Origin of the sequence: Xanthomonas fragariae (genome assembly GCF_017603965.1) — a bacterium.
In the GTDB taxonomy this organism is placed as follows: domain Bacteria; phylum Pseudomonadota; class Gammaproteobacteria; order Xanthomonadales; family Xanthomonadaceae; genus Xanthomonas; species Xanthomonas fragariae_A.
This window is the reverse complement of the sequence record NZ_CP071955.1, coordinates 1270201-1290871: the sequence shown is the minus strand read 5'-3', so window position 1 is coordinate 1290871 and position 20671 is coordinate 1270201. Positions and strand designations below refer to the sequence as shown.

At 62.9% G+C, this 20671-nt stretch carries 20 protein-coding genes, 1 other RNA gene and 2 pseudogenes; 21 read left to right on the top strand and 2 right to left on the bottom strand.

All coding sequences use genetic code 11. The features are described 5' to 3' along the window. Nucleotides 1-35: 35 nt before the first annotated feature. From proC to J5I97_RS05990, 5 genes and pseudogenes are all read left to right on the top strand, one after another. Nucleotides 36-905 carry a pyrroline-5-carboxylate reductase gene (proC, locus tag J5I97_RS06010; RefSeq protein ID WP_208590069.1) on the top strand — a complete coding sequence of 290 codons (870 nt, stop codon included), beginning with the start codon at nucleotides 36-38 and terminating at the stop codon, nucleotides 903-905. Between the two features lie 571 nt (nucleotides 906-1476). Then, a complete protein-coding gene (locus J5I97_RS06005) occupies nucleotides 1477-1902 on the top strand; it encodes an HU family DNA-binding protein (RefSeq protein ID WP_208590068.1) in 426 nt (141 codons plus the stop codon). Nucleotides 1903-2008: 106 nt separating this feature from the next. Next, on the top strand, nucleotides 2009-2650 hold the full coding sequence (locus J5I97_RS06000; RefSeq protein WP_208591579.1) for a M23 family metallopeptidase: 642 nt from the start codon (nucleotides 2009-2011) through the stop codon (nucleotides 2648-2650). Nucleotides 2651-2741: 91 nt separating this feature from the next. Next, nucleotides 2742-3054: pseudogene (locus tag J5I97_RS05995) on the top strand (DUF3861 family protein). Nucleotides 3055-3166: 112 nt separating this feature from the next. After that, entirely contained in the window at nucleotides 3167-3763 is a 597-nt protein-coding gene (locus tag J5I97_RS05990) for a DUF1439 domain-containing protein (protein ID WP_208590066.1), read from the top strand. A gap of 118 nt (nucleotides 3764-3881) precedes the next feature. Here the strand turns inward: J5I97_RS05990 and J5I97_RS05985 are convergent. Both J5I97_RS05985 and J5I97_RS05980 read right to left on the bottom strand, forming a co-directional pair. Beyond that, nucleotides 3882-4037, bottom strand: a pseudogene (locus tag J5I97_RS05985) (DJ-1/PfpI family protein); the annotation flags it as partial. Nucleotides 4038-4148: 111 nt separating this feature from the next. Next, nucleotides 4149-4616, bottom strand: a complete 468-nt coding sequence (locus tag J5I97_RS05980) for an SET domain-containing protein (RefSeq protein WP_002802070.1) — start codon at nucleotides 4614-4616, stop codon at nucleotides 4149-4151. Between the two features lie 173 nt (nucleotides 4617-4789). On the opposite strand from J5I97_RS05980, the gene J5I97_RS05975 reads away from it, so the two are divergent. The 16 genes from J5I97_RS05975 (at nucleotide 4790) to J5I97_RS05900 (ending at nucleotide 20475) form a co-directional block, all read left to right on the top strand. Beyond that, a complete protein-coding gene (locus J5I97_RS05975) occupies nucleotides 4790-5248 on the top strand; it encodes an SUF system Fe-S cluster assembly regulator (RefSeq protein ID WP_208590064.1) in 459 nt (152 codons plus the stop codon). A gap of 15 nt (nucleotides 5249-5263) precedes the next feature. Beyond that, nucleotides 5264-6721 (top strand): Fe-S cluster assembly protein SufB, encoded by a 1458-nt coding sequence (gene sufB / locus J5I97_RS05970; protein ID WP_208590062.1) that lies wholly within the window; start codon nucleotides 5264-5266, stop codon nucleotides 6719-6721. Between the two features lie 111 nt (nucleotides 6722-6832). Beyond that, nucleotides 6833-7597, top strand: a complete 765-nt coding sequence (sufC, locus tag J5I97_RS05965; RefSeq protein WP_208590060.1) for a Fe-S cluster assembly ATPase SufC — start codon at nucleotides 6833-6835, stop codon at nucleotides 7595-7597. Further along, the gene (sufD, locus tag J5I97_RS05960) at nucleotides 7597-8859 is read left to right on the top strand and encodes a Fe-S cluster assembly protein SufD (RefSeq protein WP_208590058.1); all 1263 of its coding nucleotides are present in this window, start codon (nucleotides 7597-7599) and stop codon (nucleotides 8857-8859) included. The genes sufC and sufD overlap by 1 nt, the downstream gene beginning before the upstream one ends. Beyond that, nucleotides 8856-10100, top strand: a complete 1245-nt coding sequence (locus tag J5I97_RS05955; RefSeq protein WP_208590051.1) for a cysteine desulfurase — start codon at nucleotides 8856-8858, stop codon at nucleotides 10098-10100. Before sufD ends, J5I97_RS05955 begins: the two co-directional genes overlap by 4 nt. A gap of 290 nt (nucleotides 10101-10390) precedes the next feature. Next, nucleotides 10391-10466, top strand: a non-coding RNA gene (locus J5I97_RS05950) — sX9 sRNA. A gap of 75 nt (nucleotides 10467-10541) precedes the next feature. After that, on the top strand, nucleotides 10542-11081 hold the full coding sequence (locus J5I97_RS05945) for a GNAT family N-acetyltransferase (protein WP_208590049.1): 540 nt from the start codon (nucleotides 10542-10544) through the stop codon (nucleotides 11079-11081). Next, nucleotides 11078-11407, top strand: a complete 330-nt coding sequence (locus J5I97_RS05940) for a non-heme iron oxygenase ferredoxin subunit (protein ID WP_208590047.1) — start codon at nucleotides 11078-11080, stop codon at nucleotides 11405-11407. Before J5I97_RS05945 ends, J5I97_RS05940 begins: the two co-directional genes overlap by 4 nt. A gap of 399 nt (nucleotides 11408-11806) precedes the next feature. After that, nucleotides 11807-14125, top strand: a complete 2319-nt coding sequence (locus tag J5I97_RS05935; protein WP_208590045.1) for a TonB-dependent receptor — start codon at nucleotides 11807-11809, stop codon at nucleotides 14123-14125. A 48-nt stretch (nucleotides 14126-14173) separates the two neighbouring features. Further along, entirely contained in the window at nucleotides 14174-14860 is a 687-nt protein-coding gene (locus J5I97_RS05930) for a Fe2+-dependent dioxygenase (RefSeq protein ID WP_208590043.1), read from the top strand. Then, nucleotides 14853-15620: a tetratricopeptide repeat protein gene (locus J5I97_RS05925; protein ID WP_208590041.1), complete on the top strand. Its 768-nt coding sequence runs from the start codon at nucleotides 14853-14855 to the stop codon at nucleotides 15618-15620. The genes J5I97_RS05930 and J5I97_RS05925 overlap by 8 nt, the downstream gene beginning before the upstream one ends. Before the next feature lie 7 nt (nucleotides 15621-15627). Then, entirely contained in the window at nucleotides 15628-16269 is a 642-nt protein-coding gene (locus tag J5I97_RS05920; RefSeq protein WP_371885852.1) for a PepSY-associated TM helix domain-containing protein, read from the top strand. A gap of 21 nt (nucleotides 16270-16290) precedes the next feature. Further along, complete coding sequence (locus tag J5I97_RS05915) at nucleotides 16291-16806, top strand: DUF2271 domain-containing protein (protein ID WP_208590039.1); 516 nt, start codon at nucleotides 16291-16293, stop codon at nucleotides 16804-16806. 173 nt (nucleotides 16807-16979) lie between these two features. Then, nucleotides 16980-17783, top strand: coding sequence for a DUF4198 domain-containing protein (locus J5I97_RS05910; RefSeq protein WP_208590037.1), 804 nt, complete (start codon nucleotides 16980-16982; stop codon nucleotides 17781-17783). A gap of 68 nt (nucleotides 17784-17851) precedes the next feature. Then, nucleotides 17852-18826 carry an FAD:protein FMN transferase gene (locus J5I97_RS05905; protein WP_208590035.1) on the top strand — a complete coding sequence of 325 codons (975 nt, stop codon included), beginning with the start codon at nucleotides 17852-17854 and terminating at the stop codon, nucleotides 18824-18826. After that, nucleotides 18823-20475: a sulfite reductase subunit alpha gene (locus J5I97_RS05900; protein ID WP_208590032.1), complete on the top strand. Its 1653-nt coding sequence runs from the start codon at nucleotides 18823-18825 to the stop codon at nucleotides 20473-20475. The genes J5I97_RS05905 and J5I97_RS05900 overlap by 4 nt, the downstream gene beginning before the upstream one ends. The last annotated feature ends 196 nt before the right edge of the window (nucleotides 20476-20671 follow it).

Here is a 20671-nt window from a genome sequence, read left to right as displayed (position 1 = left end):
CCAATTCCTCTTAGCAAAGTTCTGAAGGTGCTGTAATGACCACACCTGCTTCGTCCACGTCTTCGCATTCCATCGCTGCGCTGATCGCCTTCGTCGGCGGCGGCAATATGGCGCGCAGCCTGATTGCCGGGCTGATCCGGCAAGGCGTGCCCGCCGCCAACATCCGTGTGGCCGAGCCGGTCGCCGATTTGCGCGAGACGCTGTCACGCGACTTCGGCGTGCATGCCGTAGAAGATGCGCGCGCCGCAGTCGAAGCTGCGGACATCTGGGTATTGGCGGTCAAGCCGCAGGTATTGCCATCGGTGTGCGCGCAGCTGGCCGACCTTGCGCAGGCACAGCAGCCGCTGTTGGTTTCCATCGCTGCCGGCATCACCGCCACGCAACTGCAGCGCTGGTCGGGTGGCAATACTGCAGTGGTGCGCGCGATGCCCAACACGCCCGCCCTGCTGGGTGCCGGCGTCACCGGCTTGTACGCCAATCCCCAGGTTTCCGCTGCGCAACGCGCGCAGGCGACCCAACTACTGGACAGCGCGGGCGTGACCGTGTGGATCGAGGACGAAGTGCAGATGGATGCGGTGACTGCCGTTTCCGGTAGCGGCCCGGCGTATGTCTTTCTGCTGGCCGAAGCGATGGAAGCTGCAGCGCAAGCGCAGGGCTTGCCCGCCGACACCGCACGTACGCTGGTGCTGCAAACGCTGCTCGGCGCCTCGCGCATGCTCACTGAATCGGGCGAGGCACCGGATGTGCTGCGCCGCCGCGTGACCTCGCCCAACGGCACCACGCACGCGGCCATCGAGGCATTCCAGGCTGGCGGCTTCGAAGCGCTCACCGCCAAAGCGATCGCTGCGGCTACCGAACGCGGCCGTTGTTTGTCGGCTGCCAATGATTTTGTCGGCTGCCAATGATTAGGAGATGCACAGTTGCGTGCGGCGTTCTTGACTACTGCGCGCGAGCGGTCAGAACCGAGCTCAACGCAACGAGACGGTAAAGCCGGAACGTGGCTACAACGATGAGCCTGCGCCTGTCGCCAGCCAAAGCCGGCGCGCAGAACAGATAAAACGCCGCAGCCCGCCGGAAGGAAGTTAACGGATTTCCTGGCAAATGCAGCGCACTCGCATTTTTGCAACCGCTGGCAGTACCAGCAACACATGTCGTCTCCTACACACGTCCATGCGATAACGCCGGCAGTCTTGGTGGCCTGCAACACCGCAACGCAGACGCGAACGTGCACAACTTCTCGCGCAAACGACCTGCTGCTGTGCGTCAGACACTGCGCGAATGCGCGCACTGCGCGCGCGAATCACTGCTTTTTGTGCACGTTTTCCGCCGCTGGTGAACGAATTCCCGTCGAAAGAAGCTTTTTTCGTGTCGTTTCATCGTTTGCCTATTGGCGGCGCGTAGCAGTTGCCCTACATTTTGCGTTGCCGACTGGGTCGGCAGACCCATCACCACCAACGATCACGGAATACACAACTCATGGCAAAAACTGCCGCTAAGAAGGCTGCCCCCAAAAAGGCAGTGAAAAAGGTCGCCGCCACCAAGACTGCGAAACCGGCCAAGGCCGCTGCTGCAAAGTCCGCCGCGCCCAAGCCGATCAAAGAGGCACTGAGCAAGACAGGCCTGGTCGCGCACATCGCCGAAACCACCGAGCTGGCTCCGAAGGACGTCCGCGCCGTGCTGTCTACGCTGGAAGCCGTTGCACACGCATCGTTGAACAAGAAGGGCGCCGGCTCGTTCACCCTGCCGGGCATGCTCAAGCTGACCAGCGTCCACGTGCCGGCCAAACCGAAGCGCAAGGGCATCAACCCCTTCACCAAGGAAGAGCAGACCTTCGCCGCCAAGCCGGCCAGCTTCAAGGTCAAGGCTCGCCTGCTGAAGAAGTTGAAGGACGCCGCGCTCTAATCGAGCACGCATCCAGTGGCATCAAGGCGGCCTCCGGGCCGCCTTTTTTACACTCGCGTTGCAGCGCGCACAGCACATGCCGCTCATCGCCGCTGCCCTACCCTGCCTGTCGATTCGCAACGCGCAGGTGCTTGTGAGCGATTCATCGACCACGCCTCCATCAACAGCACGTCCATCATCGCCCCGTAGCCCTGCACGCCGGGTGCGCAGCGTTCTGGTTTCGATCGCGCTGCTGTGCGCCCTGGGCGTGGCAGCGCGCTGGGCCTGGCAGCTGCCGATTGCCGATCAACTGCGCACCAAGTGGAAGTTGTCGCAGACGCCACCGCCTACGCGGTTGCGCATCCCGGTCGAAGGCGTGCGGGCGCGGCAGATTACGGGCACCTTTGGCGCGCCCCGTGGTCGCGACCGCACGCATGCAGGCGTGGATATTTTCGCGCCACGCGGCACGCCAGTGGTGGCCGCAACGCGCGGGGTAGTCAGCGCCATCAGGGATCAAGGCTTGGGCGGCAAGCAGGTCTGGCTGCTGGGTCCGGCAATGGAGCGGCATTACTATGCGCATCTGGACGACTGGGCTGCAGGCCTGGAAGTCGGCGATGTGGTCGAGCCCGGCACGCAGCTTGGCATGGTCGGCACCACCGGCAATGCGCGCGGTACGCCGCCGCATCTGCACTATGGTGTCTATGGACGCAACGGTGCGTACGATCCGCTGCCGTTGCTGCGCAAACCCGCGCCACAGCCCGCAAACTGAGCGCGCTGGAACACTGCGTCATGGCCTGACCTATCGAGGCTACTGCGTCCTGCGCCTATGGTGGAGCCAGCCCGGAAAAGACGCGACCTCCATGCCCCGCAAACGCTATCGCATTACGGTCACGCCCATCGAAAGCGACGGGCGCCCTTGCAACGATCGCTGCACCATCGAATTCGAACAACGCGCGCGCGTCGACTGGATGCGCTTGCTCGAAGAGCTGCACCTGCGCCGCGACCTGAGCAGCGACGAATGCGCCGCGCTGACGGTTGGCTCCCAATTGCTGGAAGATCTGGCCGCCCGCCCGCGCGCACAATCCAGCGATGCATTGGATGCCTTACGGCCAAAATTGCAATTGCTGCTGGCTGGAACGTCTGCAGCGCGTGCAGCCGACGCCTGGCGCCTGAGAGCTACCCCGCCGCACGTAGCCGCTACACTGCGCACCCAAGCCGGTGCTGCGCTAACCCGTGGTTCACCGGCACTGACTAATGTGATGCTACCTGTTGCCGGAGTCACCCGATGAAACTGCGTTCGCTTGCCGGTTCCATGCTTGCCCTCGCCCTGGCAATGCCCATCGCCAGCGCATGGGCCGCGCCGCAGATCCAGGGACATCAGATCAGCGTGCAAGCCAGCGACCTGCAGCAATTCCTGGGTGGCCGCTTTCCGAAGACACATGATGCATTGGGTGGATTGGTCGAAATGACGGTCAGTAATCCGGCATTGTCCCTGCCGCCGGGCGATCGGCTCAAAATGGCGTTCGATCTGGCGCTGGCAACTGCCGGCGGCGACCCGGCGCCGGTCGGCAACGTAACCTTGACCAGTGCGTTGCGCTACGACACCGCCAAGCAGGGCTTCTATCTCGATCAACCCACCATCGACGATTTTCGCCCTGCCAATGCCGGTGCGCAACTCGACAACAGCACGCGCCAGCTACTCAACGCTTGGCTGGCCGATTACGCGCGCAAGGAACCGATCTATCGCATCGACCCGGCAATCGCTGCGGTGATGGGGAATGTGCAGGTGGAATCGGTTGGCATCCAGAACGGACGTGTGGCGGTGAACTTCAATCAGAACATCGAACAACTGGTACCGGCGGCGGCGCTGTCCGGGAAATAAGCATCCGCAGTCTCGCTATCTGGATCATGGTTGGTGCACTGATAGCGACGTACAACGCATCGGATGCTGCATTCAGACAAAGGCCCGACGTCTCAATGCCGAGCCTTCGCGATTCCATCTACTGATACGCCAATGACCCTGCCAAGGCCTTCGCCACTGCAGCGCTGAAGGCTGGAATGTCATCGGGCTTGCGGCTGGTGATCAGGTGCACATCCACCACCAGCTCTGAATCCTGCCAGCGTGCGCCGGCATTGCTTAGATCGGTTTTGATCGTAAGAGTGGCCTCCATACTGCAAAGAAGCCCGGACCTTAGGCAGGCGTCTGTTGCGCATCGGTGAACCGATGTGTGCGTCGTCGCATTAGTGCGACGACAATGTGCGAGTGCTCAGCGCTTGGGCTGCAAGATAGTGCCGGTGCAATTTTTCGAGCCGCAACGGCATTCCCAGATCTTCTTCAAGCGCGGTGTGTGGCGCTCGCTCAGGGTGATGCCGTAGTTGTAGGTGAGCTCTTGGCCGGCCTTTATCGCGCGCTTGGCCTCGATGAAGATCTTGTCCTTGCTGCGGTCGTCGCCTTCGGCCTCTTCGATGACCGCTTCGCAATTGGGATTGCAGCTGTGGTTGATCCAGCGCGCGACATTGCCTTCGTAGTTGGCATCCAGCACATAATCGTCGTTGAGCGTGAACAGGAACGTGTGCCCGCTCTCCACACCGCCGCTGTCATCGGCATCCACTTCTGCGTGCGTGCGCAAACGCCCCTTATATTGAATGATGCGCTCGCCCTTGCGGAGCGGGACGAGGGCAAACATGCCATTGCCGTGGATACGTGACTTGCGGGCGGCAACTTTGCGCGACATGAAGGGGTCCGGTGATGGGGCCGTTCATTGTGACTGCAGCGCGTCGATGCGCCAAGCACAAGCGTGCCCTGGCCTGCAACGCCCTGCGCTTGCCGCTGGCTGAACCCGGCTGTTGGCCCTGCCCTTCTGTAAAGAGTACAATTTCGGTCCGCTTTAGGATTTCCGCTCTCCTCATGTTGCGCGTCACCAAACTCACCGATTATGCCACCGTCGTGCTGACCGTATTGGCCGCACACAGCGATCAGGTGCTCAGCGCAAGCGAATTGGCCGAACACGCAGGGCTGGAAGCGCCAACCGTGAGCAAGATCCTAAAACCGTTGTCGCAAGCGGGCCTGGTCGAAGGGCTGCGTGGCGTGCATGGCGGCTACCGGCTTGCACGCATGGCCAGTGAAATCACTTTGGTGGAAATCGTCGAAGCAATGGAAGGCCCGTTGGCAATCACCGAATGCAGCCAGGATCACAGCCAGTGCGGCATCGCGCAGAAATGCGGCGTGCGCTCGAACTGGCGGTTGATCAACGACGTAGTCGGCGATGCGCTGCGTCGCGTCACACTTGCGCAAATGTTGCAGCCTCTTTCTTTCCCTGGCGACAGCCGTCGGCGTTCCATCGCCGCACGCGTCGCGACCACCTGACCTGTAGGCAGCCCGATGGCCACCGAACTTGCTCCTCCGCAGAACGCCGAGATCCTCGAACGGCTGGGCCGACGCTACGACGCCGGCTTTATCACCGAGATCGAATCCGACTCGCTCCCGCCCGGTCTGGACGAAGACGTCATCCGTGCGGTGTCGGCTAAGAAAGACGAGCCGCAATGGATGACCGACTGGCGTCTTGAGGCATACCGCCATTGGTTGAAGATGCCGATGCCGGAGTGGGCGAAGTTGAATATCGCGCCGATCGATTTCCAGGCGTTGAGCTACTACTCCGCACCAAAGGGGCCGAAGTACGCCTCGCTGGATGACGTACCCAAAGAGCTGATCGACACCTATGACAAACTCGGCGTGCCGTTGCACGAGCGCGCCAGGCTAGCCGGCGTGGCCGTGGATGCGGTGTTCGATTCGGTCTCGGTCGGCACTACCTTCCGCAAGGAACTGGCCGAAAAGGGCGTGATCTTCTGCTCGATGTCCGAAGCGATCAAGGAACATCCGGAGATCGTCAAACAGTATCTGGGCAGCGTGGTGCCGGTCTGCGACAACTATTTCGCCGCGCTCAATTCGGCGGTGTTCTCCGATGGCAGCTTCGTGTTCATTCCGGCAGGCGTGCGTTGCCCAATGGAATTGAGCACCTATTTCCGCATCAATGCCGGCCACACCGGGCAGTTCGAGCGCACCTTGATTGTGTGTGAGGACAAGGCATACGTGTCGTACCTGGAAGGCTGTACCGCGCCGATGCGCGATGAAAACCAGCTGCACGCCGCAGTGGTCGAGCTGGTCGCGCTGGAAGATGCCCAGATCAAGTATTCGACCGTGCAGAACTGGTACCCGGGCGATGAACAAGGCCGCGGCGGCATCTACAACTTCGTCACCAAGCGTGCCGAATGCCGTGGCGCGCGCAGCAAGGTTACCTGGACCCAGGTCGAAACCGGTTCGGCGATCACCTGGAAGTATCCGTCCTGCGTGCTGCTCGGCGACGACTCGGCGGGCGAGTTCCATTCGGTCGCTCTGACCCACCATCGTCAGCAGGCCGATACTGGCACCAAGATGATCCACATCGGCAAGCGCACCAAGAGCAAGATCGTCAGCAAGGGAATCAGCGCCGGGCTTGGGCAAAATACCTATCGCGGTCTGGTCAAGGTAGACCGCAATGCCGATGGCGCACGCAATCATACGCAGTGCGATTCGCTATTGATCGGCAAGCAGTGCGGCGCGCACACTTTTCCCTATATCGAGGTGAAAAATCCGGGCGCCACCGTCGAGCACGAGGCCACCACCTCCAAGATCAGCGACGATCAGCTGTTCTATTGCCGCGCACGCGGTATCAGCCAGGAAGACGCGGTGTCGTTGATCGTAGACGGCTTCTGCAAGCAGGTGTTCCGCGAACTGCCGATGGAGTTCGCAGTGGAAGCCAAGAAGCTGCTGGAAGTCTCGCTGGAAGGCAGCGTGGGCTGACGCTGCCTTCAGGCAATAGGCATTGGGGATCGGGGATTGGCAAAGCCCCCGCTCCGAGTGCCGTCCGAGCTGCCTGCTTTTACCAATCCCGAATCTCGAATTACACATCCCATGCTGAAGATCAACAACCTCCACGCCAGCATCGCCGGCAAAGAAATCCTCAAAGGCCTGTCGCTGGACATCCAACCCGGCCAGGTGCACGCCATCATGGGGCCCAATGGCGCGGGTAAATCCACGTTAGGCTATGTGTTGGCCGGCCGCGACGGGTATGAGGTCGGCGCGGGCACTGTGCAGTTCGAAGGCGCCGATCTGCTCGATCTGGCGCCGGAAGCGCGCGCTGCTGCTGGCCTGTTCCTGGCGTTTCAGTACCCGGTGGAAATCCCCGGCGTCAACAACACCTACTTCCTTCGTGCGGCACTCAATGCGCAGCGCAAGGCGCGTGGTGAAGACGCGCTGGATTCGATGCAGTTCCTCAAGCTGGTGCGCCAGAAGCTCGCCGTGCTGCATCTGAAGGACGAGCTGCTGCATCGCGGCGTCAATGAAGGTTTCTCCGGTGGCGAAAAAAAGCGCAACGAGATCTTTCAACTGGCCGTGCTAGAGCCCAAGCTCGCCATTCTGGATGAAACCGACTCCGGCCTGGACATCGACGCGCTCAAAAGCGTGGCCGACGGCGTCAATGCGCTACGTTCGCCGGAACGCTCGTTCCTGGTGATCACGCACTATCAGCGCCTGCTCGACTACATCAAGCCGGACGTGGTGCATGTGCTGGCCGAAGGCCGCATCGTGCAGAGCGGCGGCCCGGAGTTGGCGTTGGAACTGGAAAAGCACGGTTACCACTTCCTGAAGGACCGTGTGGTGCCTGAGGCGGCTGCCTGATGAGCGCCTTGCTGGAATCCCTCGCCCGCGGCTTCTGCGGCAACGACGCGCGCCGGGCCGAACTCGATGCTGCGCTGCAGACCGGCCTGCCCGGCCCACGTGCCGAAGCCTGGAAATACACCTCGCTACGGCAGCTGGAGCGGCGCAGTTTTCAGACCGCGCCGCTGGTGCCGACGTTGGTCGATGCCGCCGTGCTGGACGATATCCCGGTGCCGCGAATGGTGTTCGTCAACGGGCGTCCGTCCGAGGCATTGAGCGATCTTTCGACGCTGCCTGAAGGCTTGCATCTGGAGACTTTCTCCGCGTCCCTGGTGGCCAACGACGATGCACAGCAACTGCTCGGCCGCTGTTTCGAACGCAGCGATGAAATCTTCGCCCGCCTCAATGCCGCGCTTGCCGACGAGGGCGTGCTGGTACGTGTGCAGGAAGGCGCGCAGATCGAGCTTGCGTTACACCTAGTTTTTGTTAGCGTTGCCGGCGAGCACGATCTGTACTGGCATCACCGGCATCTGATCGAGTTGCATGTCGGTGCTGCACTGAATGTGGTCGAACATCACCTGCATGTCGGCGACGCCGCGCATCTGGATAACAGCGTGATGCATGTGAATCTGGCGCAGGATGCGAGGTTGTCGCACGCGCGCGTGCAGGCCGATAGTGCGTATGCGACTTCACTGCTGCGCACCGATGCAGTGCTGGCACGCAATGCGCGCTACCAGCGTGTGGACCTGGAACTGGGCGCCGGTCTGTCGCGGCACGAGCTCAACGTGCGCCTGGAAGGCAACAATGCCCAGCTCACCGCCAATGGCGTGCTGCTCGGCAATGGACGCCGGCATGTCGACACACGCCTTGGCATCGAGCATATCGCCCGCGACACTGCCTGCGAGCTGGTCTGGCGTGGCGTGGGCGCCGATCGCAGCCGCGTGGTGTTCCATGGCGGCATCCATATCCACCAGGGCGCCGACGGCACCGATGCGCGGTTGTCCAACAAGAATCTGCTGCTATCGGCCAATGCCGAAATCGACACCCAGCCTGTGCTGGTGATCGATGCCGACGAAGTACAGGCCGCGCATGGCGCCACCGTCGGCCAGCTCGACGACAACGCATTGTTCTATCTGCGCTCGCGCGGCTTGCCGCAAGCCGACGCGCAGCGCTTGCTCAGCGCCGCGTTCTGCCACGAGCCCTTGCGCAGACTGCCAACTGCGCTGAGCACGGTACTGGCAGCGCAGCTGCGCAGCGCGTTGACCTTGGCAGGCGTGGCATGAACGCACCGGCCATCCCGCAGAGCGACGCGTCCGATTGGGGCCGCGTACGTCTGGATTTTCCGTTGCTGATGCGGCAGGTGCATGGCAAGCCGCTGATCTATTTCGACAACGCCAACACCGCCCAAAAGCCGTTGCAGGTGATTGCCGCAACCGACGAGTTCTACCGGCGTCAGAACGCAAACGTCAGCCGCGCCGTGCATGCCTTGGGGACCGAAGCCACCGACGCCTTCGAAGGCGCGCGCAGCAAACTGGCGCGCTTGCTCAATGTGCGCGCTAACGAACTGGTGCTGTGCAGCGGGACCACGTTTGCGATCAATCTGGTGGCGTATTCGTGGGCGTTGCCGCGCCTGGACGCTGGCGATGTGATCCTGATCTCGCGCATGGAGCACCACGCCAACATCGTGCCGTGGCAGCTGGTGGCGCAACGCACCGGCGCGACCATTCGCGTGGCGGAAATCACGCCCGATGGCGCACTGGATCTGGACGCATTGCGCAAGGCGATGACGCCGGAGGTCAAGCTGCTCGCAATCACGCACGTGTCCAACGTGCTGGGCACGGTCAATCCAGTCCGCGAGATCTGCCGCGACGCGCGCAAGCGCGGCATCGTCACCGTGGTGGACGGCTCGCAGGCCGCGCCGCATCGGCGCATCGACGTGGCCGCCATTGGCTGCGACTTTTATGCCATCACCGGCCACAAGATGTGCGGCCCGACCGGCACCGGCGCGCTGTGGGCACGTCGCGAACACTTGCAGGCGATGCCGCCATTTCTGGGCGGCGGCGAGATGATCAAGGAAGTCAGCTTCGACGGCACCGTGTTCAACGATGCCCCGCACAAGTTCGAAGCGGGCACGCCGAATATTGCCGGTTTCATCGGTTTGGGTGCAGCAGTGGATTACCTGGAGTCGGTCGGTCTGACGAACGTGGAGGCACACGAAGCCGAACTGCTCGCGCATTTCACCGAAGAGCTGCAGCGCATCGATGGCTTGCGCATCTTCGGCACCACACCGGACAAGGCGGCGGTGGTGTCGTTCCTGATCGAAGGCGCACACGCACACGATCTGGCCACCCTGCTCGACCTGGAAGGCGTCGCGATCCGCTCCGGCCAGCATTGCGCGCATCCGCTGCTGCAGTACTACGGCGTCGCCGCAACCTGCCGCGCCTCGCTGGCGTTCTACAACACGCATGACGAGATCGAGCGCTTTGTTGCTGCGCTGGTGAAGGTGAGTCGGCTGCTGGGCTGAGGGCTGAGGGCTGAGGGCTGAGGGCTGAGGGCTGAGGGCTGAGGGCTGAGGGCTGAGGGCTGAGGGCTGAGGGCTGAGGGCGGGAATTCGGGATTCGGGATTCGGGATTCGGGATTCGGGATTCGGAAAAGCCTTTCGCCGAACTACGGCGCTTGCGCCAGACGTCCGTACGCTGGTGCACGTGCCACACGATAAGACTCAGACCAACGCCCCAATCCATGTATCCGACTAAGAGCGGCTAACAAAATGACTGCGCCGCCAGGAGGGCGCGGTCGGTGCTCGGAATCGGCATGTACCACGCCTACACTCCGGTTCCTCCGCGCCGTCCGCACCCACCCGACGACTGCTCGCTACGTTTTGTTAGCCGCTCTAAGGCGTTAAGAAACATCGTTCTTGCACTTTTACGAATCCCCAATCCCGACTCCCGCTAAACTGCTCCCCATGCAGATCACCACCTTCCGCACCGCCACCGTCGATGACATCGATGCCATCGTCCAGCTGGTGACCTCGGCCTACCGCGGCAATGTCAGTCGCATCGGCTGGACCACCGAGGCCGATATCCTCGACGGCGCGCGTATCGATCATGCCGTGCTGCACGAGGACTTGTTGCGTGAGCGTAGCCTGGTGCTGCTGGTCGAACAGGACGGGAGCCTGCTTGCCTGCGCGCATGTCGCCGACGACCATGGCGCCGGGTATTTCGGCATGTTTGCGGTAGACCCCTCGTTGCAGGGTAGCGGGCTCGGCAAGACGCTGCTGGCCGAAGCCGAACGCATCGCCTTCAGCGAGTGGCAGCTGCCGGTGATGCGCATGACGGTGATCGACGTGCGCGCCGAATTGATCGCGTTTTATGAGCGACGCGGGTATCGACGCACCGGCATCACCAAGCCGTTTCCGTATGGCGACGAACGTTTCGGCGTGCCGCTGCGCCAGGACCTGCGCTTCGAAGTGCTGGAAAAACCGCTGGGCGGCGCAGCGCTGTGAGCGAGACCTGGACCTTCGTCTGCGCCAGCGAGGCACTGCTGCCCGGTGAATTGCAGACCGTCTGGGACGAAGTCACCGATATCCCGATCGTGGTCTTCAACCTCGACGGGGAGCTGTACGCGCTGGAAGACCGCTGTAGCCACGAAGACTACGAACTGTCGTCCGGCACCTTCGACCCGGCAAGCGGCACCATCGAATGCCAGCTGCACAGCGCACGCTTCGATATCCGCGACGGTCGCCCATTGTGCGCGCCCGCCTACACCGCCGTGCCCAGGTTCCCGGTCAAGCGCGAACACAACGGCATCTGGACCCGCGACGACCGCTGAGTGCAGCCCGCAATCAGCGGCCAGCAGTACTTTCCGTGGGCTTCCGCCCGCTTTCAATCGCCGCGCAATACAACTTGCGGTAGCGCTTCAGCCCGCCACGTGACCGCGCCGGTGTAGGTTCGCAAAAAATATTGCAAAGAAGAATGATTTGCATTTAATATTGCATCCCCCAAGGCCTTCTTAACAGCTGGCCTCCCTGCTATCCCATGCGCCCAGCCTTGCTCGACATCAGTTCCCCACATCCGTCCGGCCTGCGTGCACTCCCGCGGGGTCTGGGCGAAGATGCTGAACAGCCGTGGAAACGGATCGCACCGGGCTAACTGGCGCACTTTCGAATCGCATTCCGCATCCGACCAGCCATCGCCAGACCGGAGCCTCGCTTTCCTATTGAGACACCCCATGACTCCCAGGATTTCCCCGCTCACCTCAGCCGTATTGCTGACGCTGTCCGCTCCTGCCTTCGCTCAGCCCGGCGACGCGCCGGCACCGCCGGGCGCAGTGGATCTGGATGCGATCCGGGTGCAGCAGGAACGCGCGCAGAAGCCGTCCTCGCCCAAGTACACCGAGGTTCTGCGCGATACGCCACAGACGATCACCGTGGTCACCAAGCAGACCATGGACCAGCAAAATTTGCTGTCGCTGCGCGACGTGCTCAGCACCTTGCCCGGCATCACCTTCGGCGCGGGCGAAGGCGGCGGCGGTTACGGCGACAGCATCAATCTGCGCGGCTTCACCGCCAGCAGCGACATCACCACCGACGGCGTGCGCGACAGCGCGCAGTACAGTCGCAGCGACACCTTCAACCTGGAAGCGGTGGAGCTGGTCAACGGCGCCAACTCGGCGATGTCCGGCGCCGGCTCGGTTGGCGGCAACATCAATCTGGTCACCAAGACCGCCGGCCAGGGCGACTTCACCAACGTCATGATCGGTGGCGGCAGCGACCGCTTCGGCCGGCTCACTGCCGACAGCAATCACGACTTTGAAAACGGCATCGCGGTGCGCCTGAACGCAATGGGCCACACCCAGGATGTACCGGGCCGCAATGAAGAATTCCGTCACCGCTGGGGCTTTGCGCCGTCGGTAGCATTCGGCCTGGGCTCCGATACCCGCTTCACCCTGAGCTACCTGCACCAGCACGACAACAATCTGCCGCAGTACGGCGTGCCGTTCGCGCTAAGCCCGTTCAACGATGGCCCGCTGCCAGGCGTGGACCGCGAGACTTATTACGGGTATCGCAATGTGTCGCGTCAGGAAATCGATGTGGACATGTTGACCGGCGTGCTGGAAATGGACTTCGACGACAACGTCACACTGCGCAGCCTGGCGCGTCTGCAACGTGTGGATCAAACCACCACCGCAACCGCGCCGGAAGGCACCTGGTGCCTGCCCAACAACACCAACGCATATACCGGCCGCGTCTGCGTGGGCCAGCCGCCGGCCACCTGGAATCCCGACAGCGGCCCGCGCGGGCTGGTGCGCGATACCGAAAACTTCATCGCACATAGCCAGACCGATCTGACCGCGACCCTGCATACCGGCGCGATCGAACATCGCGTGGTCGCCGGTGTGGCTTTCAGCAAGGAAGATTTCGAACTCGATAGCGGTACGATCTTCCGCAATGCCGACGGCTCCACCACCGGCATCACCTATCCGCTGCAGTCGTTCGACAATCCATACAACATCTGGACCGGCCCACAGAGCTACTTCCGTACCGGCCGCAGCAGGGGCAGCCTGACCAACCAGGCGGTGTACCTGTTCGACACGCTGCAGTTCAACGCGCAATGGATGCTCAACCTGGGCGGCCGCTACGAGCACAACGAGGGCGACACCACCACCTACACCGTCAACGCCACTGGCGGTATCACCGGCATGACTGCAGGCTTCCCGGCGGGCAGCAAGGAAGATCTGTTCTCCTACCGCGCCGGGCTGGTGTTCAAGCCGGTCGAAAACGCCAGCCTGTATCTGTCCTACGCCAACAGCAAGACGCCATCCAAGGCTTCGGTCAACGGTTCTTGCACGCCGGTCGCCACCGCCACGGCGGGCTCCAACTGCAATGTCGAACCGGAAAGCGCGGTCAATATAGAGTTGGGCGGCAAGTGGGATGTGCTGAACGAACGTCTGGCGCTGACCGCTGCGATATTCCGCAACGAGCGCGAAAACTACAAGGTCAACAGCGGCGATCCGTCGATCCCCGAACAGGTGCTGGACGGCAAGGCACGCGTAGACGGCATCGCACTCGGCGCGGCCGGCTACCTGACCGACCGCTGGTCGATCTTCGCCAACTACACCTTCCTCGATAGCGAAGTGCTGCAGAGCGTGTCCAACCGCACCGAACGCCTAACCGGCGACCCGGTGGCCGGACGCGAACTGGTGCAGACGCCGCGCAATGCCGGCAATATCTGGACCTCCTACACACTCAACCAGTGGACCTTCGGCTACGGCCTCACTTACCAGGGCGGTTTCTATGCGAACAACTCCTCGTCGGCTGCGTACGTCAAGACCGACGACTATTGGGTGCATCGTGCGATGGTCGGTCTGCGCGTCAACGACTGGCTCAGGCTGCAATTAAACCTCAACAATCTGTTCGACCAGGTGTACTACACCAGCATCCGCAACAACCTCACCGTCAATGCCGCAGGTACCGTCACTGCCGGCAATGGCTGGGCGCTGCCTGGCGAAGGCCGTTCGGCGGTGTTGAGCGCCACGTTTAGCTTCTGATCTTTTTACACGCCGTCCGCCCAGTGCCGGCGGCGTGGAGACCGCCCCATGTTGCTGCCCATTCCCGATGTTCTGACACCCGCACAGCTCATCGAGTTGCGCGCGCGGCTGGATGCGGCCGACTGGGCAGACGGCCGCATCACCGCCGGCCATCAATCCGCACAGGCCAAGGACAACGCACAATTGCCCGAAGACAGCGCCATCGCACGCGAAGCCAGCGCATCGGTGCTGGAGGCGCTGTCGCGCAGCAGCACGTTCTTCTCGGCGGCATTGCCGCGGCGCATCTATCCGCCACTGTTCAATCGCTACAGCGGCGGGCAATCATTCGGGTATCACGTCGACAACGCGGTCCGCTACGACCGCAGCCGCGGCGGGATGGACCCGGTGCGCACCGACGTTTCTACCACGCTGTTCCTCAGCGACCCGGACAGTTACGACGGTGGCGAGCTGGTGATCGAAGACACCTACGGCACCCAGTCGATCAAGCTGCCGGCCGGGCACCTGGTGATCTACCCGGGCACCAGCCTGCATCGGGTGATGCCGGTGACCCGCGGCACGCGTGTGGCGTGCTTTTTCTGGACCCAAAGCATGCTGCGCGACGATGCGCAGCGCCGCCTGTTGTTTGAGCTGGATGTCTCTATTCGACAGCTCACACACGACACGCCCGGGCATCCCTCGTTGATCCAGCTCACCGGCGTGTATCACAACCTGTTGCGGCAGTGGGCCGATGTCTGAGCAAGCAAGGGACACCGCACAGCTGATCGACTTGCTGCGCACGCAACCCGAGCAAGCACTCGCAGTGCTGCACAAGGCTGCTGCGGGCCAGACTGATCCAAATGTGGATGCACAACTGCTGCTCGCGCAGATCTACGCAGAAGGACGCGGCATTCCCGTAGATCCGGCCACGGCGATGCTGTGGTACGAAGTTGCCGCCAATGCCGGGCATCCGGAAGCGATGAATCAGCTCGGGCGTTGCCACGAACTCGGCTTCGGCACCGTATGCAACGAAATGCTGGCAGTGCTTTGGTATCGCCGCGCCGCCGAGCATGGGCTGGACTGGGGCATGTACAACCTTGCACATCTCTACGCCTCCGGGCGCGGCCTCGCGCAAGACCACGCGCAGGCGTTGGCCTTGTATCGCAGCGCCGCCGAACGCGGGCATGCCAAGTCGATGAACTTGCTGGCGCGCTATCTCGACCAAGGCCTGGCCTGCGATGCCGATCCAGCTGCTGCGCGCGATTGGTATCGCCGCTCCGCAGAAGCGGGCGATTTTCGCGGCCAGGCTAGCTATGCCACCTTGCTTGCAGATGCTGGCGATCTCGATCAGGCCGAGCGATGGATGCGGCGTGCAATCGCAAGCGGACACGCCGGCTTCCTGCAACAACTCGTGCCGCTGCTGACCAATGCGAATCAGCCGCGCCTGCGTGCCTTGCTGCGTGAGGTGACTGCACGGCAATCGCAACTGCATCCGCATGTCCCTGCGGATGTGGCCTGAGCGCAGCATGCCGCCGCCCATGGACACCACGCTCTCCACCTCGCAGCGACGCCGCGGTTTCTGGCTGCGCATGCTGCATCAATGGCACTGGATCAGTTCTGCGCTGTGCCTGATCGGCATGCTGCTGTTTACGATCACCGGGCTGACCTTGAATCACGCCGCGCGCATCGAAGCCAGCCCATCGACCGAACAACGCACGCTCACACTGCCGCCCGCGCTGCTCAAGACCCTGGGCAACCGGCAGGAAGGCGATGCCCCGCTGCCGCCGCGCATCGCGCAATGGCTGGGGCGCGAGCTCGATATCAGCATCGGCACGCGTGCAGGCCAATGGTCGGCCGATGAGGTGTATGTCGCGCTGCCCCGCCCTGGTGCCGACGCCTGGCTGAGCCTGGACCGCAACACCGGCGCGATCGAATACGAATGTACCGGGCGTGGTGCAATCGCCTATCTCAACGATCTGCATAAAGGGCGCAATGCCGGGCCGGCCTGGGGCTGGTTTATCGACGTATTCGCGATCGCCTGCCTGGTGTTCTGCATCACCGGCTTGTTCCTGCTGCATCTGCATGCGCGCCAGCGCCGCATGACCTGGCCGCTGGTGGGCCTGGGTATGCTGATCCCGCTGCTGCTAGCCCTGTTGTTGATCCACTGACTTTTCTCACCGGAAACGACCATGCGCGCCACCCTGACCATCGCCCTGAGCGGCCTGCTCGCCATGCCGGCGTACGCAGCCACGCTCGATATCAATGTCGAAATTCCCAAGCTCAACGTTGCCGAATATCACCGACCGTATGTGGCGATCTGGCTGGAAGGTGCAGACCAGAAGGTGGCTGCCAATCTGGCGGTCTGGTACCAGTCCAAAGACACCGCCGAAGGCCATGGCACCAAGTGGTTGCCGGATCTGCGCCAGTGGTGGCGCAAGAGTGGGCGCACTCTGGATATGCCGGTCGATGGCGTCACCGGCCCGACCCGTCCAGTTGGCGTGCATGCGCTGTCGTTTACCGACACCAAGGGTGCATTGAAATCGCTACCGGCCGGTCATTACACGCTGGTGGTGGAAGCCGCGCGCGAAGTGGGCGGCCGCGAACTGGTCAAAGTGCCTTTCACTTGGCCGGCGACATCCGCGCAGACCACCAAGGCCAGCGGCAGCAGCGAACTCGGTGCTGTCAGCCTGATCGCAAAACCCTGAGCGCTGCACTGCAGTTTCGCAGCGACACACCACGTGAGCTGCCAGCAATCGTGCAACACGCGCATCATCGTTTCGCCAAAGACACATCGCTTTGCACGCATCCACGCAGCGCAGCACCGTCGCGCCGATCAGACACGCGACCCACCGGCCTCATCGTCCTTCAAGGAGTTGTCATGATACGTTCGCTCGTCCTGATCGCCATACTCGCTGCATTTCCGGTCAGCGCACTCGCCCACAAAGCCTGGTTGCTGCCATCGCAGACCGTCATCGCCGGTGAAGCGCCATGGATCACCGTCGATGCTGCAGTGTCCAACGACCTGTTCTACTTCAACCACATGCCACTGCGCCTGGACAACCTGAGCATCACCGCACCGGATGGCAGCGCGCTCACACCGGAGAATCCGGCCACCGGCAAGTACCGCAGCGTGTTCGATCTGCAACTCACCCAACCCGGCACCTACAAGCTCAGCATCGTCAACGCCGGTCTGTTCGCCAGCTGGAAGGAAGATGGCAAGCCCAAACGTTGGCGCGGCGACGCAACCCGCTTCGCTACTGAAGTGCCGAAGAACGCGCAGGATTTGCAGGTATCGCAGTCACTCAATCGCGTGGAAACCTTCGTGACCCGCGGCGCACCCACCAACACAGCCCTCAAACCCAGCGGCAAGGGCATCGAGTTGATTCCGGTGACGCATCCCAACGATCTGGTCGCCGGCGAAGCCGCGCAGTTCACCTTGCAACTGGATGGCAAGCCGGCGGCGTGGCTTGAGATAGAAATCGTGCGCGGCGGCACCCGCTATCGTAATGCGCAGAACGAGATCAAGCGCAAGACCGATGCCAAGGGCGGCTTCAGCGTGACTTGGCCGGAACCCGGAATGTACTGGCTGGAAACCACCACTGAAGACACCAAAACCTCGTTGCCGCAAGCCAAACAACGTCGCCTGGGCTATGTCGCCACATTGGAAGTATTGCCGCAGTAATCTGCCAGACGCGGCAGGAGCGCACGTTCAGTACATCCTGCCGTCCTCTGCACTCATACACTCACGCCATGCCTGTATCGTCTTCCGCCGACCACGACATCGCCACTCTTGGCGGTCGCAGCATGGGCACCACCTGGAGCGTGAAGTTGGTGGCGCCGCGCGGACGCGACCTGCATCCGCTGCACGCGTGCATCCAGGCCGCACTCGATCGCGTTGTCGCACAGATGAGCACCTGGGAAGCCGATTCGGACATCAGCCGCTACAACCGAGCGCCGTCCGGTCACTGGCAAACGCTGCCTGATGATTTCTACGCGGTGCTGAGCGCGGCGCTGCAGATTGCGCAGGACAGCAATGGCGCGTTTGATCCGACCGTGGGCCCCATGGTCGAGCTGTGGGGCTTTGGTGCTTCCGGCGGCCGGCGATGCGTGCCGTCTCCCGAGCAAATCGCGCTTGCAAGCCTGCGTTGCGGGTGGCAGCGCGTGGATCTGGATGGCAGGCGCGCGCAGCAGCCCGGCGCAGTGGCGCTGGACCTGTCGGGAATCGCCAAAGGATTCGGTGTGGACTGCGTGCATCGCGCGCTCGTGCAGGCCGACATCGCCAGCGCATTGATCGAGGTCGGCGGCGAACTATTCGGTTACGGACGCAAGCCCGATGGCAGCGCATGGCGCGTGCTGGTCGAATCCATACCCGACGAAGATGCCTGCACTGCCTTGCCGCAGCGCGTGCTCGCGCTGGACGGGTTGGCAGCCGCCACCTCGGGCGATCGCTGGCACCGATTCGACACCGACGGCACGCGTTATGCACACACCTTCGATCCGCGCACCGGCGCGCCGGTCCCACACGCTCCCGCAGCAGTCACCGTGCTCGCATCCGAGGCCATGCAGGCCGATGCCTGGGCTACTGCGATGACCGTGCTCGGCGTCGATGACGGGCTTGCCTACGCACGCAACGCAACACTGGCGGTGCGCTTTGTGCTGCGCGAGGACGGCGCTCTGCACGAATTCATGAGCCCTGCATTCGAGCACTATCTGGCTGCGACATGAGCGCTGCAACGACACGCGTATGGCTTGGCAACGGCCTGGTTTTAGTTGCACTGGCAGTGCTTGTCGGATGGTTTAGCAGCCTGCATAACGGCGCATGGTGGAGCACACCGACGCCGCATCGCTGGCAATTGGCTGCTGCCGGCGTGGCGCTGTACGCAGCGCTGTGTGCGATTGTCGTCTGGCGCGCGCGCAAGCGCTTCAGCGCACAACGCGGAGACACGAGCGGCGTGTTGATCGCCTGGGCGAGCCAGACCGGGTTTGCACGCGAACTGGCCGAACGCAGCGTTGCCGCGCTGCAATCGGCAGGCGTTGGCGCTTACGCGCTGCCACTGGACGCAGTGGATGGCGATCAACTCACGCGTGTGCCGCGGCTGTTGTGCATCGTCAGCACCACTGGCGAAGGCGATGCACCCGATCACGTGCAGGCTGTCGAGCACGACTGGCGTGCGCGTGACATGCAGGATCTGGCTGCCGTGCAGTACGCCGTCCTGGCGCTGGGCGATCATCGTTACGATCAATTCTGCGCGTTCGGTCGCCGCATCGACGGGCGCCTGCAAGCATGCGGCGCCACCCGCCTGTTCGAGCGCATCGAGGTCGACAATGCCGACCCGCGGGCATTACGACAGTGGCAGCGACAGCTGACCGAACTTGTCCCTGCGCTCGCGACCCAGCCGGATTGGAACCTGCCGACCTACGCCACCTGGCAGCTACGCGAACGTGTCCACCTCAATCCCGGCAGCGCTGGCGCACCGATCTATCGGCTGCGCTTGACGCCCTGCGATGGTCAATTGCCGTACTGGACGGCCGGCGACATCGCCGAGATCGCGCCTCTACATGCGCCTGATGTCGTGGAAGCCTGGTTGCAGCGACACCGCGCCGATGGCGCACAGCGCATCGACGGCCGCACCCTGCGCGAATGGCTCAGCGGCGCGCGACTTCCTGCCGGTGTAGCTGCTAGTCCTGGTGCTGGTGCCGAAGTACCTGCAGATGCAGGCACGCCTTCACCACTAGACGCAGATGCGTTGGTGCGCAGCCTGGCCACCCTGCCCCATCGCGACTATTCGCTTGCATCCATCCCCGACGAAGGCCACGCCGAACTGCTGGTGCGCGAACACCGCCACACCGACGGCAGCCTCGGTCTGGGCAGCGGCTGGCTATGCGTCCACGCACCGGTCGGCGCGCCCATCGCACTGCGCCTACGCAGCAATCCCGGCTTCCACCCGCCCGCACCCGACCAGCAGATGCTGCTGATCGGTAACGGAACCGGCATCGCCGGGCTGCGCGCGCATCTGCGCGCGCGCATCGCCGTTGGCGCGCATCGCAACTGGCTGCTCTTCGGCGAACGCAACGCCGCGCACGACGCGCTCTATGCCGATGAGCTGCAGCAGTGGCACCACAATGGCTGGCTCGAACGCCTGGATCTCGCTTACTCGCGCGACCAGAATCAGTCAGTGCGTTACGTACAACACACACTGGCTGCTGCGGCCGACACCTTGCGACTCTGGATCGATCAAGGTGCCTGCCTTTACGTCTGCGGCAGCCTGCGCGGCATGGCACCGGAGGTGGACCACACGCTCGATAGCATTCTCGGTGCAGATGTCAGACAGCTGCTGCTACGCACGGGACGTTATCGCCGCGACGTGTATTGAGTGCCGCTGACACAACCTGACGAAGGGCCACCAAAGAAGCATCAGTCGAGATTCTGGGCGTCCGGGATGGTTCCTGCCCGGCGAGCGAAGTGATTTGAGGCGTGGGTTGGAGATTCGGGCGTTCGTCAGATGCGCGCACACCGCTTGCAGGAGCCGCAGTGATCGAGCGAGCGCATGCGCATCCCGATCACCATTT